The 14,944-nt window shown below is 65.2% G+C and carries 17 protein-coding genes; 4 read left to right on the forward strand and 13 right to left on the reverse strand.

Going from position 1 to position 14,944, the window contains the following annotated elements:
* Positions 1-111: 111 nt before the first annotated feature.
* A complete protein-coding gene (locus BLV60_RS29655; RefSeq protein WP_093058893.1) occupies positions 112-324 on the forward strand; it encodes a hypothetical protein in 213 nt (70 codons plus the stop codon).
* Positions 325-394: 70 nt separating this feature from the next.
* Positions 395-766 (forward strand): DUF6531 domain-containing protein, encoded by a 372-nt coding sequence (locus BLV60_RS29660; RefSeq protein WP_143042654.1) that lies wholly within the window; start codon positions 395-397, stop codon positions 764-766.
* Positions 767-814: 48 nt separating this feature from the next.
* Here BLV60_RS29660 and BLV60_RS29665 read toward each other — a convergent pair whose 3' ends face one another.
* A complete protein-coding gene (locus BLV60_RS29665) occupies positions 815-1,807 on the reverse strand; it encodes an acyltransferase family protein (RefSeq protein ID WP_093058895.1) in 993 nt (330 codons plus the stop codon).
* Between the two features lie 184 nt (positions 1,808-1,991).
* On the opposite strand from BLV60_RS29665, the gene BLV60_RS29670 reads away from it, so the two are divergent.
* A complete protein-coding gene (locus tag BLV60_RS29670; protein WP_093058896.1) occupies positions 1,992-3,866 on the forward strand; it encodes a CocE/NonD family hydrolase in 1,875 nt (624 codons plus the stop codon).
* A gap of 2 nt (positions 3,867-3,868) precedes the next feature.
* Here the strand turns inward: BLV60_RS29670 and BLV60_RS29675 are convergent, their stop codons facing one another.
* Positions 3,869-4,756 carry a LysR family transcriptional regulator gene (locus BLV60_RS29675; RefSeq protein ID WP_093058897.1) on the reverse strand — a complete coding sequence of 296 codons (888 nt, stop codon included), beginning with the start codon at positions 4,754-4,756 and terminating at the stop codon, positions 3,869-3,871.
* 98 nt (positions 4,757-4,854) lie between these two features.
* Between BLV60_RS29675 and BLV60_RS29680 the strand changes: the two genes are divergently transcribed.
* Positions 4,855-5,604 carry an SDR family NAD(P)-dependent oxidoreductase gene (locus BLV60_RS29680; protein WP_093058962.1) on the forward strand — a complete coding sequence of 250 codons (750 nt, stop codon included), beginning with the start codon at positions 4,855-4,857 and terminating at the stop codon, positions 5,602-5,604.
* 7 nt (positions 5,605-5,611) lie between these two features.
* On the opposite strand, the gene BLV60_RS29685 is transcribed toward BLV60_RS29680, so the two are convergent.
* The 11 genes from BLV60_RS29685 to BLV60_RS29735 form a co-directional block, all read right to left on the reverse strand.
* Positions 5,612-8,362, reverse strand: a complete 2,751-nt coding sequence (locus BLV60_RS29685; protein WP_093058898.1) for an ATP-binding protein — start codon at positions 8,360-8,362, stop codon at positions 5,612-5,614.
* Entirely contained in the window at positions 8,355-8,981 is a 627-nt protein-coding gene (locus BLV60_RS29690) for a LuxR C-terminal-related transcriptional regulator (RefSeq protein ID WP_093058899.1), read from the reverse strand. The genes BLV60_RS29685 and BLV60_RS29690 overlap by 8 nt, the downstream gene beginning before the upstream one ends.
* A 32-nt stretch (positions 8,982-9,013) precedes the next feature.
* Complete coding sequence (locus tag BLV60_RS29695; protein WP_093058900.1) at positions 9,014-9,649, reverse strand: response regulator transcription factor; 636 nt, start codon at positions 9,647-9,649, stop codon at positions 9,014-9,016.
* 96 nt (positions 9,650-9,745) lie between these two features.
* Positions 9,746-10,240, reverse strand: a complete 495-nt coding sequence (locus BLV60_RS29700) for an Ohr family peroxiredoxin (RefSeq protein ID WP_093058901.1) — start codon at positions 10,238-10,240, stop codon at positions 9,746-9,748.
* Between the two features lie 50 nt (positions 10,241-10,290).
* Complete coding sequence (locus tag BLV60_RS29705) at positions 10,291-10,662, reverse strand: c-type cytochrome (protein ID WP_256329630.1); 372 nt, start codon at positions 10,660-10,662, stop codon at positions 10,291-10,293.
* 10 nt (positions 10,663-10,672) lie between these two features.
* Positions 10,673-11,248, reverse strand: a complete 576-nt coding sequence (locus BLV60_RS29710; RefSeq protein WP_093058902.1) for a YceI family protein — start codon at positions 11,246-11,248, stop codon at positions 10,673-10,675.
* 178 nt (positions 11,249-11,426) lie between these two features.
* Entirely contained in the window at positions 11,427-12,182 is a 756-nt protein-coding gene (locus tag BLV60_RS29715) for an SDR family oxidoreductase (RefSeq protein ID WP_093058903.1), read from the reverse strand.
* A 23-nt stretch (positions 12,183-12,205) separates the two neighbouring features.
* The gene (locus BLV60_RS29720) at positions 12,206-12,685 is read right to left on the reverse strand and encodes a carboxymuconolactone decarboxylase family protein (RefSeq protein ID WP_093058904.1); all 480 of its coding nucleotides are present in this window, start codon (positions 12,683-12,685) and stop codon (positions 12,206-12,208) included.
* A gap of 199 nt (positions 12,686-12,884) precedes the next feature.
* Positions 12,885-13,898 (reverse strand): bestrophin family protein, encoded by a 1,014-nt coding sequence (locus BLV60_RS29725; RefSeq protein WP_093058905.1) that lies wholly within the window; start codon positions 13,896-13,898, stop codon positions 12,885-12,887.
* A gap of 102 nt (positions 13,899-14,000) precedes the next feature.
* Positions 14,001-14,600, reverse strand: coding sequence for a peroxiredoxin-like family protein (locus BLV60_RS29730; RefSeq protein WP_093058906.1), 600 nt, complete (start codon positions 14,598-14,600; stop codon positions 14,001-14,003).
* Complete coding sequence (locus BLV60_RS29735) at positions 14,597-14,803, reverse strand: hypothetical protein (RefSeq protein WP_093058907.1); 207 nt, start codon at positions 14,801-14,803, stop codon at positions 14,597-14,599. Before BLV60_RS29735 ends, BLV60_RS29730 begins: the two co-directional genes overlap by 4 nt.
* Between the last annotated feature and the right edge of the window lie 141 nt (positions 14,804-14,944).

The raw sequence follows: 14,944 nt of genomic DNA on the forward strand, positions 1-14,944 counted from the left end.
CGGCTCGAATCCGATCTTCGTAGGAATACACGAACTACCTCCTGGTAGTCCAAGTTTTCGTCCGCACCCCCCTAGGGTCAGAGATCGGCGGAATCCAACAGCCCAAGGGCCATGCCCGATGCCAATGCGCGCACCACCATGTGCGCCGAATGGAATGCGGAGATTCAAGCCGACCCGCAGTCCTTCTATGCCATCGGGGTGGAATACACCGGGTTTAGCGGCGCCTATCCCTACATCTGTTCTCACAACATCATTCGTCCCGATGGCAGCAAGGTTGCATCGAACGTCTGGCTTCAGCAGACAACGAACGTCTGTCCTGCATAGAGCACCCCTATCCCTCCTTGCGGGACGTGGTGCAACTGCAATGCAGGGTTCGTGGAGCAGGCAAGCACCTGTGTCAGGCTCGGCTTGCAGCCGAACTATTTGCCCAGCCGAGGACGGCCTCTACAAAGGCCAGCCCATCGCGCCGGCCACGGGCGAGAAGTTCAGCTTCCAAGCCGACTGGACCGACACGCGGCCGGCGCCTCTTTCTTTCTCTCGCACCTACCGCAGCGGATGGACCTCCGATCCAGGGCGGCCTCAGGCGGGCTTGGGACTTGTCTGGTCCCACCGTTACTACGCCCGCCTCGACGCTACGCCGACCGGCAGTCCCACTGATGTCGCGGTCATCAACCCCGACGGCAGCGTCCGCAAGTATTCCAAGGCTGCCGGCACCGGCCTCTGGACGGCCATCAACAGCAGCGCCTTCGAGCAGCTCTTCCGTTGATATGACGCAGACCGACGAATCGCCTGTTCGTGGCTGGAACAAGGGCTTCTACGAAAGTCGAAACGACTCACTCCGGTTGGCTCGCCACTTCCGAAGAGGCACATCAACTGCGTGAAAGCTGATCGCGGCCAAGGTAAGGGACAACGACAAAGTCACGCTCAGCTTGAGCCACGGGGACAGCGACTTGGCAAATAGCGAGACGATGGGAAAGTGCCAAAGGTAGATCCCGTACGACAGTCTGCCGATGTAGACCAATGGTGGCCAGGAAAGCAATCTGCTCCTCGCGTTCGCAGCCGCATGGCAGATCAGCACGAAGGCGGCGAGCTCCGCCAAGGTGATGCGAAGTGTCACCGCTTCGACCTGATCCGAGATCGGTAGCGACGGCAGTGCGGCATCAAACGCGAGTGCGCCAAGGGCAACCAACAACGCCCATCTTGAGACCCTGAACTGAGTCAGTGCTGCGATCGCACCAAGCACGATGCCGCTCGTGCGCGTATCGAAGCTGAAATAGGCCTGCTTCCATCCCCACGCCCACGCAACGCCATAGCGCCACGCGGTGATTGCGACAAATGCAGCCAGAAGCCATGTGACCGGGCGGCGCGTCCGCAGGAGCAGCGGCAGCAGAAACGGCCAAAGCAGGTAGAACTTCTCCTCGACCCCGAGCGACCACGTATGCCCAACGGTGTTCGTCGGATTCCAGAAGGCCAGCGCGTAGTCGGAGATGTAAAGCGCGGCGAGTGTGGCGGCGAGCCACTGGGTATCCGAAGGCCAAAGAAAGGGAGCAAGCGCCAGGTAGGCCGCAAGCAGGAGCAGCAGGGTCGGATAGAGCCTGATCGCACGGCGCACATAGAAGCGAGCAACATTGATGGCGCCGCTTCGGTACTCCGCCGCCAGCAAGGAGGTGATGAGGAACCCGGACAGCACGAAGAACACATCCAGCCCCACAAACCCGCCCCGGGCCCCCGGTATCCCGCAATGGAACAGGACGACGGCGAGCACCGAAATGGCACGGACACCGTCGAGCGCTGGGTTGTATTGCATGGATGGGTGGAGGCGCGCGCGGCAGCGGATCGAAGGCGCGGAATTATCACGCTCACGCGCCGGCCCTTCTCGTACTCGGGATCTCCGCGACGGTCCAGGCTCCACTGGCGGAAAGCGATACGCTTCGGGCGCGCCTGGATAGATAAGCGCCACCCGAGAAAACGACATCCCGACAAGACAGGACATGAAGAGAGTCATCACAGCCGCACTGGTGCTCGCGGCCGCCATGGTCGCGCCGCTGACGCACGGTCAGGAACCCCAGCTGGATCCCGACACCGGCTTGCCCGCATCACGCCTCTTCTCCTTCCCCGATCTGGGGGGCGTTTCGCCGTTCTGGTCCGACCGCCGCACCGGTTACATCACGACCTCGGACGGCACACAACTGCGCTACAGCGTTCTCCTGCCGAAGGGAAGCGGCAGGTTTCCGGTGATCCTGACCCTCAATGGCTACGACGCCGGCTCCATCGGCGGCGCGCCCTACCTCAGGCACAAGACATCCATGTCCGTCGAGCTCGACAAGAGGCTCGTGGAGGCAGGCTACGCAGTGATGGGCGTCAACGCGGCGGGCACGGGCTGCTCGAACGGCAGACTCGAATACATCCGCCCGCAGCTGGGCCTGCACGGCGCGCAAGCCGTCGAGTTCGCCGCGGCGCAGCCATGGTCCGACGGCCGCGTGGGCATGGTCGGTTCGTCGTACAGCGGCTCGTCCCAGGTCGCGACGGCGCAGAACCGGCCGCCGCATCTCCGCGCCATCGTCCCCGGCATGGTGCTGACGGACTACCGCGACGCCATCGCGCCGGGCGGCGTGCCGGCGCCGGGATTCCTGACTCCCATTCGGGTGCTCTTCCGTGCCTTCTGGAGCGAACTCGTCGCCGAGGTCGCCAAGGAAGAAGGCGACGCGGACTGTCTGAAGCAGGTCGAGAAAAACCTCGAGGCCGAAGAAACGAATTCGGGCATGCATCTCTCCGTGGCGCACCCCCTGCGCGACGAGTACATGAAAACCCTCGACCTGGCACGCCATGCGGATCGCATAGACGTGCCTGTCCTTTCACTGGAAGCCTTCCAGGACCAGGCCATCACGCCGCGCAGCAGCCACTACCAGAGGAAGCTGAACCCTGAAAGGCTGTGGCTCTTCCAGACGAACGGCCCGCACGACATGTACCTTGCCGAAGCATTCCAGGAGACGGCCATCCGCTTTCTGGACCGCTTCGTCAAAGGACAGAACAACGGCTTCGAGCGCGACACGCCCCGCACCACAGTGTGGATGGAGGCATCCCGCACCGGTGACAGCGTGCTGGAGCGACGCTCTTCACCCAAGCCGCGCTGGCTCGTACGCAAGGGGCCAATCAGGCCGGCCGACCTGTCGGTCAAGGAATTCCACCTGGGCGCCGGCAATGTTCTCGCCGAAACGCTAACGCCAGGCGCCGCCGACGCGTTCGACTATCCCGGCACCGGCGTCGTCGTCAACGACGTCGCCGGCACCACCTTCTGGGGCCCGCTGCCGGGCAACTGGAAGAAGGCCAGTGTGGCCTATACCTCGCCGGCCCTCGAGCAGGACATGATGGTCTACGGCCCCGGCAGCGCCGACCTCTGGATCATGGCCAACGCCGGGGACGCCGACATCCAGGTGACGGTCACCGAACTGCGACCCGACGGCCAGGAAACCTACGTCCAGCGCGGCTGGCTGCGGCTGACCAACCGCGCCCTCGACCCCACACGCTCTACACCGCTGTTGCCGATCCATCTTGAGGATCCGGGGCAGCTGATGCCACTGCTGCCCGGTCGCCCGGTCTTCGCGCGCGTCGAGATCAACAAGATGGGCCACTATTTCCGCAAGGGTTCCAGGCTGCGCATCTGGATCGATACGCCGGCCCAGACGGGCGGCCTCGTGTTCGACACCTTCACGCAGCAGCAGCGGGTGTACGTACTGCACAACGCACGATACGACTCTGTCGTGCGCCTGGGCATCCTTGCGGATGTCGAAGGCCCGCCGACCTACCCGGAGTGCGGCCAGACGCTGCTGCAGCCCTGCCGCCGCGATCCGCTGGCGGGCCCCTGAGCTCAGGACAGCCGCGAGATTTCCGACGCGACGAACTCGATGAAAAGACGCACGCGCGCCGGCGCCTGCCGGCCGAACGCGTGCAAGGCAGAGACAGCCACGGGCGGCAGCGGCCGGCGCGGCAGCAGGGGGACCAGCCGGCCCGCTTCGATGTCTTCCTGCACGAACAGGCGCAGAACCTGCGCGACGCCCAGATCGCCCAGCGCCGCGATGCGCAGCGCCACGCTGTTGTCGGCATCGAACACGCTGTCGGTATGCAGCACCGTACCGTCGGCGAATCGGATGGGAAACGCCTTGCCGCCCAGCATGTAGCGCACATGCGCGTGCTCGCGCAACGCCTCGACCGAGTCCGGCATGCCCCGGCGGGCGATGTAGCCGGGCGAAGCGACGAGCACGAACGGCATCTCGGCAAGACGGCGCACAGTCAGCTCGGAATCCGCGATCCGGCCGGCGCGAATGGCGATGTCGTAGCCCTCGCGGATCAGGTCGACCTGCCGATCGGCCAGGCTCAACTCCAACTTGACGCCCGGATGCCGGGGCAAGAATCTCGCGACCACCGGCCCGAGAAACATGCGCCCGAGATCTCCGGGGGCGGTGACGCGCAGCAATCCCCTGGCGCCGCTGACAGGCTTCACCACATCGCTCGCCTCGTCGAGCGCGCGCAGCAAGGGGGCAATCCGCTCGTAGTAGGCGCTGCCCTCCTGGGTAAGCGACAGCACGCGCGTCGAGCGCTGAAAGAGCCGCACGCCGAAATATTGCTCCAGGCGCGCCACGCCCTTGGAAACCGCCGACGGTGAGGTGCCGAGCACTCGTGCGGCCGCGCTGAACGAGCCGGCCTCCACCGTACTTGCAAAGGCGACCAGGCCGGGTGCGTGATCGAGGGGATTCATTTCGGACTCCTGGGCACAAGTGTTTCCATTTCTTCCCACTACTCCCGTGGCGAGGCAGAACCTAGATGGAAGTCTTCTGCATCAACCAAGGAAACTTCATGCAAAGACTCTCCGGCAAGGTCGCCCTCGTCACCGGCGGCAACAGCGGCATCGGCCTCGCGACGGCCCAGGCCTTCGCGGCCGAAGGCGCTCGTGTCGCCATCGTGGGAAGGCGCCAGGACGCCGTCGATGCCGCGCTGGCACATCTCGGACCGGATGCGATGGGCTTCGTCGGCGACGTCGCCGATCTCTCGATGCACGAACGGCTGATAGAGGCCGTCAAGAACCGCTTCGGTGCCATCGACATCTACATGGCGAACGCGGGCACGGCCATCCTCGAGCCCTCCTCGGCCGTCACAGTGGACAACTTCGACCTGCAGTTCGCGATCAACGCGCGCGCGGTGTTCTTCGGCGTGACCCGCGCATTGCCCGTCATGCGCGACAAGGGGTCGATCATTCTCACGAGCTCGATCGCCGGCACCAAGGTCATGGAGAACCATGCGGTGTATGCAGGCAGCAAGGCGGCCGTCGAAGCCTTCGCGCGCAGTTGGGCACTGGAACTCAAGGCGCGCGGCATCCGGGTGAATGTGCTGAGCCCTGGTCCGGTCGATACACCCATCCTGGCAAAGCTCGGCATCACCGACGACGTGCGTCCGGAGTTCGACAAGCAGATGGCCGCCGCGATCCCGTTGGGCCGCATGGGCCGGCCCGACGAACTCGCGAAAGCGGCACTCTTCCTGGCCAGTGACGACAGCATGTACGTCACCGGCGTCAACCTGAAGGTCGACGGCGGCATGTCGCTGACCTGAGACCGGCTCAGGTTGGAACGTTGCCGCGCTCATCTCCCATGAGGGCCAGATCGCGCGCGGCACGCATTTCCCAGGCGTTGGCGCCTTGCGCGCGCGCAAGCTCCAGGGCCTGCCGGCAAAACGACCCCGCCCTGTCGGCATTTCCCTGCAGTGCTTCACGCCGGGCCATGGCCCGATACACCTCGGCCGCGCTCCACTGCCCTCCTCCGAGCATCGCACGCGCCAGCAGATCGTCGTCCATCCATGCCGGACAGAAGGTCACGAGCATCTCCCGGCGTGGCATGTCCATGCCGAGGGCCTTGCTGGCCACCTGCTCGATGTGGGCCTTGCGCTCCTCGGCGGCATCAAATTCCTCGAGCCTGAGTGCGTCGTCGTAGCACGATGCCCATTCGTGCCAATAGTCGAGCCCCTTCGACCGGGTCTCGCGCAGCATCGCATCGACCCATGCGCGCGCCGTCGTCCGCTCACCGGCCCAGATCGCCACGGGACAGATCCAGAACAGCGCGACGCACAGCGACATCGCGTGACCCAGTGCCTCGGCCTCCTCCACACAGCGCCGCGCGGTGCTCATCGCCGACTGCATGTCGCCCTGGATCCACAGTGTCCTGGCCAGGATGGCCATGGCCGTGATGCGCGCATCTGGCTGGAAGGTATTGCCCTGGTTGTGCCGGATGGCAGCATCGACGTCCATCGCGGCTTCGGCGTGCGTCTGCGCCTCTGCCAGGGCACCGCAGAAGAAGCTTGCGAGCGCGAGCATGCGATGCGAAAGGTTCCGCGTCACCTCGCTCTCAGACTGGAGCGCATAGGCCCTCAGTGCCTCGGCATGCTGCAGCGCCGAGGGATAGTCCCCGCGCGTGACATTGAGCGCGCACAAGCCCCAGCGTGCCTGGAACTCGAGGGTTCTCACCTTGAACTCCAGCGCGGCATCCAGGGCGCGCTCGCAGGCCTGCGTCATGTCCGCCACGCTGCCGCCGGTGTGCCACAGCGCGTTGTAGAGCGCCAGTTGAAGCCAACCGGCAGCCAGGTGGTCAGGTCGCGGCAGCGTCTGCACATAGGTCAATACCGCCCGGACCCGGTCGCGGTACTCGCCGACCTCCGACAGGCGGAACCACAGCGGCGCCGAGCCGATGGTCAACGCCCCTGCGATGTCCGGATCCTCGTCCTGGGCCACGCAGGCGTCCAAGGCCGCGCGGACGTCGTCCAGCAGCGTGCCATAGCACTGCACCCACTCCCGGGCATCGAGCGAGGCCAGGTCGGCCGTGGCGCTGCCCATCAGTTCCAGCATCACCCGCGCGTGCCGCCTTGACACCAGTTTCTGCTCTCCCGCGCGCAGCATGAGTGCCTGGGCATAGCTTCGGGTGGTGTCGAGCAGCCGATAGGGGCGGTGCACTCCTTTCTCCTCGTCGTAGACCACGAGGGACTTGCTGGCCAGCGAGATCAATGCATCCGAAGCCACGTCGGGATCCAGATCGCTCGCCACGACGCTGAGCGCGGTCTCGGCATCGAAGTGCGCGCGGAAGATCGACAGCCTGCGAAACAGCATCAGCTCGGGCGCGCCGAGGAGGCCCACGCTCCAGTCGAGCGTCGCCGCGAGCGTGCGCTGCCGTGGCAGCACGGCCCGCCGGATCGTCGAATGAAGACGCATGTGGTCGTCGAGCCTGAGCGCGAGATCGCTGGCTGACTGCGCGCCAAGGCGTGCCGCCACCAGTTCGATGGCGAGTGGGATGCCGTCGACCTGCTGACAGATGCGTGCGAGCGGGGCTGCGCTCGCATCGTCGAATGCATCGGTGCCCGCCGCACGGGCGCGCTCGACGAGCAGTTGCACCGCCGGTGAGTCCAAGGCGCTGGCCAGCGAGACGGAGGCATTCTCGTGAACCGCCAGAGGCAGGAGCCTGGACACATGCTCACCCTCGATGCGCAAGACCTCTCGGCTGGTCGCGAAGATGTGCAGGTCCGGCAGCGCCGCGAGGAGCCTGTGCAGCAACGGCGCCAGCGTCTCGATGACGTGTTCGCAGTTGTCGACCAGCAGCAGGGTTTGCGTGCCTTCCAGGCGCTGGATGATGGCCTGCGCGACGTCCGGCACGTCGCCGCGCACTCCCAGGGCGCGCGCGACCGTACTCAGCACGTGCTCCTGCGAAGTCAATGGCGCCAGATCGATGAAGCAGACGCTGCCACCGTGAACCTCCCTGTATCGCTCCGCCACACGCACCGCGACGCTGGTCTTTCCCACGCCACCCGCCCCAACCAGCGTGACCAGTCGGCTCTCGGACAGCATGGAAAGAAGCCGCGCCATCTCGACGTCGCGCCCTATCAGCTTAGAGAAGCGCACGGGCAATGCCGCCAATACGGCTGCATCTTCCGCGATGGGGGCAGAAGCCTCCGCGAGTGCGACGACCTCGGACGGGCCGAATTCACGACGGACCCTGCCCAGGAAGATATAGCCGCGAAGCGGGATATTGGAAATCCACTCGACACAGCCATTCCCGTCGTCGGGCTCGCCTAGCGCCTTGCGCAGGATCGACATGTGCACGCGGACACTGGCTTCCTCGACCACGACGTCAGGCCACACCGCCGCAAGCAGTTCGTCCTTTCCGACGACTTCCCCCGCTCGCTTCAGCAGCTCGAGCAGGAGGCCGAAGGCCCTGGAGCCCAAGCGGATCGGCAGTCCATGGCGTTCAAGCCGCCTTTGCGCCTCCCACAGCGAGAACGATCCGAAGCGCCAGACGCGCGAGCCGGCTTCGGCCGACGCGTCAGGCACGAAGCAATCCACGTTGCGTGGCCTGGATCGCCACCTGCGCACGCGAGCGGACGTGCAGCTTCTCGCATATCCGGGCGACGTGCGCCTTCACGGTGTTGGCCGAGATGTCGAGCTTGCGCGCAATCCCCTTGTTGCAATCGCCCTTGACGAGGAAGCGCAGCACGTCCTCTTCCCGGGCGGTCAGCCAGGTGCGAGGGGGGCAGCTGTCGAACAGTACCGCCGCCCGGTTGCAGAGATAGTGCGAGCCGCCTCGCGCCACATGGCGGACGGCGTCCACCAGTTCGAGCGGATCGGCACTCTGGAGCAGATAGCCACGCACGCCGCTGTGCATGGCTTGCGCGATCTCGCCCTCCTTGTCCTGGCGTGTCATTACCACGATGCGAGGTCGAGGAATATCCCGCAGCGAAGCATCTGCACCGTTGCCAATCTCCGACGAGGCCGCCAGCAATCCCATTGCACTGCCGTAGTCCGTCACGACCACGTCGGCGCAGCCCCGGTGAATGTCCGAAGCGGCTTGAACGTCGAAGTCCGGCTCCCGGTCGAGGAGCGCGACCAGACCTGCCATGACAAGCGGGTCCGCGTGCCAGACCCGGACGGAGATGATGGGGTTTTGTGTCATGGCGGAGAAACTCGGAGACTTTGGAAAGGTGTTCAGGCTGACAACGGCACATCGGCGAGAGGGTGCCGGGCATCCAGCAACCCGCGGCGGATCGCTTCGGTGATCGCGCCCGTGCGCGTCTGCTCGCCGAGCTTGGCCAGGATCGTCTTCACGTGCGTCTTGACCGTGCCCTCGCTGATACCGAGCAGCCGCCCGATGTTCTTGTTGCCCAGGCCGCACGCCATGTGCTGCAGCACTTCGAACTCGCGGGCAGTCGGGACGGACTGGACCAGCGTGTCCAGCACGCGGTCTGCCGCCGACCGCGACAGGTAGCGGCGCCCGCCGGCCACACAACGCACCGCATCCGCGAGTTCGTTGGCCGAGCAGTCTTGCAGAAGGTAGCCACGCACGCCAGCGTCGACGGCGCGGCGGATCTGCCACCCACGGTCCTGCTCGCTGACGATGAGAAGCGATGCCGCCTTGGCTGCGCCGCGGCGCGGTGCCGTCGCCGTGGCCCGAAGCATTCCGGTCGAATAGTCCGTGACCACCACGTCGACCTCGTCGAGGCTTTCGGGTTGGACGGTGAAATCGGTGCTGGAGCGCAGCAGCGCGGCGATGCCCGTGGCGACGTACGGGTCGTGATGTGCGATCGACACCTTGATCCTGAGAGCATGGGCCGGTGCGGTCATGGGCTCGGTCCTTCTTGAAACCATGGATGGAGTCTGGGCAAAGGGCGTTCCGTACGCCAGTTAAAGCCTGTCAAACCTTGTTAAGGGCCGACACGGCTATGCGGCGAGCGCCACGATGCTGGTCATTCCGTTACGAGCCAGCTTCGCGTAGGGGCAGAACCGCTCGGTACGGCGCACCAGCTCTTCGGCAAGGCTCTTCTCGACACCCGGCAGGTGGATGGCGACGTCGGCCGTGAGCATGAAAAGACCGTCCATGGGATCGCGCCCGAATGCCACCGACACCTCGACCCGGGCGTCCACGAGAGGGATGCCCTTGCGAGTCGCCAGCAAGTTGAGCGCTCCATGGAAGCACGCTGCATAGGCTGCGGCAAACAGCTGCTCTGGATTGGTCCCGCCACCTCCGCCGCCGAGTTCGACGGGAAGCCGCAGCGCGATGTCGAGGCATCCATCGTTGGAGCGAGCAACGCCCGAGGCGCGTCCGTGTGCTGCCTCGCCCCCGCTCACGGTGACCTTGGTCGAATAAAGGGATTGGAACTCCGGCCCCCGGTACCTGTTCAGGAGGGAGACCGGCGGAGGTTGCAGCTTGGTCATGGTCGAGGTTGCACGAAAGGACGCGGTGCGCGGAGCGCCGCGCCTGCGGACTATTTCAGCGAAGCCAGGTAGGCGATGAGGTCGGCGCGCTGCCCGGCATCCGCCAAGCCGGCATAGGGCATGACGTTGCCCGGTACGGTGCCCTGGGGGTTCGCGATGTAGGCATCGAGCGTTTTCGCATCCCACGGATAGCCCGCACCCTTCATGGCGCGACTGAAACGAAAGCCCGGCGCGCTGCCGGCCTGACGCCCGATCACGCCCTGCAGGCTGGGACCGACGCCATGGCTTCCGTCGATCGAGTGGCAAGCCGCGCACTGGGCGTAGACCTGCTTTCCCGCAGCCACGTCCTGCGCGTTCGCGTCGAAGGCGACCAGCAGAATCCACAGGAAGCCGAAGAGCGGAATGATTCGACGCATGTTCATTGCCCGCCCCTCAAGGCGTCTCCAGTTCGAAAGCGGCGCCGATGACCAGTCCGACCTCTTCGCCGATCTGAGGCAGTGCAGCCATCACGCCGAAATCGCCGCGGCGAAGCCTGCCGCGGATATCGAAGCCGATCGTGTAGACCTGTTTTGTCGGATTGACGCCTGCGCCGACGAAGCTCGCATCCAGCACGATCTCGCGTGTCACGCCGTGCAATGACAGGTTGCCGGCCACCTGGAAGCTCCGGGCCGCCAGGGAGACCGGCGACGTCGACGTGAAGGTCATGGCCGGAAAGCGCTCGGCGTCGAGCCAGTCGCGACTGCGCAGTTCTTCGTCGAGCACGCGGCTCGAGGTCAGGACATTGGCGACGGGTACCGACACCGTCAGCGCTCCCGCGCCGGGTTGCGGCGAAGCGAGGTCGAGCACGCCCGAGGGATTCAGGAACTCGCCGTAGTAGGTGGAGATGCCGAAGTGCGACACGCTGAAAAGCACGCGCGTGTGCACCGGGTCCAGCTGGTAGTGGCCGCGGCGTACCGCATCCAGTTCCTGCGGCGGGGTCGTTGTGGGGGAAGTGACGGTATCGGTCATGTCTCTGGATAGAGCCGGGTGACGGTTTGCTGGCCGGAGCTCACGACCTCCGCCGCGAACGCCGAGGGGCAAGACTGCGCACACGTCAGGGGACGCCTGTCGTGTGTGCCTGCCTTGACGGCCTGTCGCGGCGGAGGCGCTCGCATCAAGGGAAGCCCGGCAGCGCTTCAACGAAGCGTCAGCGCGGAGCCTTGGGCAGTGCGAACCAGGCCTCGAAGTTCAGCGCACCGATGCGCGGATTCGGCCCTGGCACCAGGGTATCGTCCTTCAGCTCGGCGCCGAAGTAGCGCGCATGCACGTCGGGCACCACGGTGCGCTTGTCGTTGGTGGCCTTGAGGTAGCGCGCCACCAGATCCGACAGGCGAACGCGCTCGGGACCCGCGATCTCGACCACGCCGTTGCGCGGCTGGCCCAGGGTGTAGTCAGCGACTGCCGCCGCCACGTCGTCCGACGCGATGGGCTGAACGAAGGCCGGCGACAGGTGCACGGAGTCGCCGTCGGCGCCCGACTGCGCGATCGAGCCCAGGAACTCGAAGAACTGCGTCGAATGGACGATGGTGTACGGAATGCTGGAATCGCGGATGAGCGCCTCCTGCGCGATCTTGGCGCGGAAGTAGCCGCTCTCGCTCAGGCGGTCGGTACCGACCACCGACAGCGCCACATGGTGCTTGACGCCGGCCTTCGCCTCGGCCGCCAGCAGGTTGCGCCCCGAGGTCTGGAAGAACTCGAGCACGGCCTTGTCTTCGAACGACGGCGAGTTCGCCACGTCCAGCACCACCTGCGTGCCCGCCATGGCGGCATCCAGGCCTTCACCGGTGATGGTGTTCACGCCCGACGCGGGTGAAGCCGCGACGACTTCATGTCCGACCTCGCGCAGCTTGTTGACGACCTTCGAGCCGATGAGGCCAGAGCCGCCGATCACGACGATTTTCATGGGTTACTCCTTGTGCGATGGGTTCAGGAAAGCTTGGCCTTGTCCAGGCCGAAGACCTTGTCGGAAGAGCCGGGCACCGTCTTGAGGGCGATGTTCAGGCGGCTCCACGCGTTGGTGGACATCACCAGGAACGTGAGGTCGGAGATTTCCTCTTCCGACAGCTGCGTGCGCACGCGCTCGTAGATCTCGTCAGGCACGCCTTGCTCGGACAGCTTCGTCAGCGCCTCGGTCCAGGCCAGCGCGGCGCGCTCGCGCGGGATGAACAGCGTCGAATCGCGCCAAGCGGCCAGGTGCAGCAGGCGCAGTTCGCGCTCACCCTGGATCTTGGCCTGCTTGACATGCATGTCCAGGCAGAAGGTGCAGCCGTTGAGCTGCGAGGTACGGATCGCGACCAGGTTGCGGATCGGCTCCTCGATTGAGCCTTCCTTGATGGCGTTGAGGAACTCGACGAACTTCTTGAAAATCTCGGGGGACTTTTCGGCGTACTTGATGCGTTGAGTCATGGTTGGGTCCTTGAAGAATCGGCAGATGCCTGGGCTCAGGGCGACTGAGCCACCGTTCACGAGGGTTCGCAAAAGGGAGACTTGATGCTAGGTTTCGTCGCGTCCGGCCGGTAGCCATGCAAGGGGCCTCACCGTGTTGACCGATGCGCACCAATGCGCACCGATGCGCGCGACCAGGCCTCGCGCGAGGCGCGAGGCCTCAAAGAATGATTTCGTGGACCGGTACCGGCAGCACGGGCAGATCGGTCTCGCCGATGAACTCCTTCATCTCGCGCTCGATAGTCCTGGCGATGAGCGTGATGGGTACGTCATTGGCACTTCCCTCGAACGGGTTCTCGGTGCTTTCGCCCACCTGTTCGAGCGAGGTATACATCCACGAGATCGTGGCGCTGAAAGGAATCACGAGCCACACCATGCAACCCTGCATCAGGCCGCTGATGCCGTCGTTGAGCTTGTCGAACTCTTTCAGGAGCCCGAACGGCAGGAGAACACAGAACGCCCAGACGAAGAGCGTATTGATGATCGCGTACTGCCGCGGGTAGGGATAGTTCTTCAGGCGCTCCGCGCGCCCCTGCTGGTCGATGAACTCCTTCTGCAGCTTGTTCAGTTCGATGTACGTGGTCAGAGACAGGTCGCCCTGATCGTGAAGCCGCCTCAATGCCCGGCTTTGTAGCCAGAGCACCTGCGTCGCCTTGAGGCTGAGCTTGGCGTCGCGGATCTGCACTTGCTCGGAGTTCGAGAGATGTCTGCGCAGCTCGTCATCGATGGGTGTCTCGCGCTCTGGGATCCGGTAGACATCGCGGTACTCCACATTCGACGCCTTCTCCATCGTCTCCCAAGGCCTCGCGCCTCGCAGCTCGTAGCGCAGGCAGGTCAGCCATGCAATGTGGCGATCGATGAGCTCGCGCGCCTCGATGGGGTTGCGCACGAAGCCACCGACGCTCGCGGCCCAGAACCGGCTGCTGTTGAGGATCGAAGTCCAGAGCTGCTGGGCCTCGACCGTGCGGTTGTAGGTCTGCACGTTCTTGAAGCCGACGATGAAAGAGGTCGCGGTGCCCAGCAAGCCCACCACGGTCAGGGGGATGGTGAGCCACCGCAGGCCGAGCACCTGGTAGAGCAGCACGGGCACGGTGCCGACGACCAGCAGCAGATAGATCTGCCGCCGTGTCCAGGCGATGAACTCGGAAACTTTGTAGGTCTTGCCTAGGTGCATGGTGGACTTTCGGAGATGCGAAAGAGCGAGCGGCCGCCCGTTCGGCGGATGCGCGCTCGCTCTGGATGGATTTCTGAGGGTGGGCGGCAGCCCGTGCGGTCGTCAGGGCCGCTGTCGCAGGACCTCGATCGCGGCGACGACCTCGCGCGGACGCGTGCGTTCACGCACGTCTTCGTCGATCGAGGCAAAACAGATCTCGCCAGTGCTGTCGATCACATAGGTGGCGGGAACCGGCAGCACCCACTGCCCGTTGCCGTTCAGCACGGGGATGTCGGTGCCGACGCTGCCGTAGTAGTCCACCACATCGGGATGCAGCGTGTAGGCGAGCCCGAAGCCGTTGGCAGCCTCGAGGGCGCAGTCGCTCAGCACGGTGAATCCGAGTCCGTTGTCCTGGGCCGTGCGCATCGAGTGTTCGGGCAACTGCGGCGAGATGGCCAGCAAGCTCGCGTCGAGCCGGGCCAACGCGTCAGTGTACTTTCGCCATTCGCGAAGCTGGAGGTTGCAGTAGGTACACCATCCGCCACGGTAGAAGACGACGACCAGCGGGCCGCGCCGCCAGACATCCGAGAGACGCACGGGCTTGCCCGAGGCATCCGGCAGCGTCACGTCGGGTGCCCGGGTTCCGGTGCGCAGAGCCCGGGCCGCGATGCCGGTAGCATCGAACACGGCATCGGCTTCGCTGAGCGCGTCCTCGCGGCTCATTGCGGGTGCTCCAGTGCCGAACCGGGGCCCGCGGCCCGATGCGCGGCAATGGCGACATCACCGGAAGTGTCCTGCAATGCCTCGTAGGCAGCGAGGACGGAGCCGGCGACGACCGCCGTAGTCAGTACCGCGATGCCCACGGCGTCTTGCAGGCGGCGCGACAGGCCGCCAATGTCAGGGAGAGAGCGTCGCAATGGGTTCATGAAAAATCTCCAGGGCGGTAGAGCGTCGTCACCGGCGCTCATGCGCCTTTCAACGAGGCCGACCAAGCGTAGTGCTCGCCAAGGAGTGCCGGTAGGCCGGCACAGGGGACCACGGTGTTGCACGACGGGCAACAATGACTT

The sequence above is a fragment of the Variovorax sp. YR634 genome (genome assembly GCF_900106655.1).
Taxonomy (GTDB): Bacteria; Pseudomonadota; Gammaproteobacteria; order Burkholderiales; family Burkholderiaceae_C; genus Variovorax.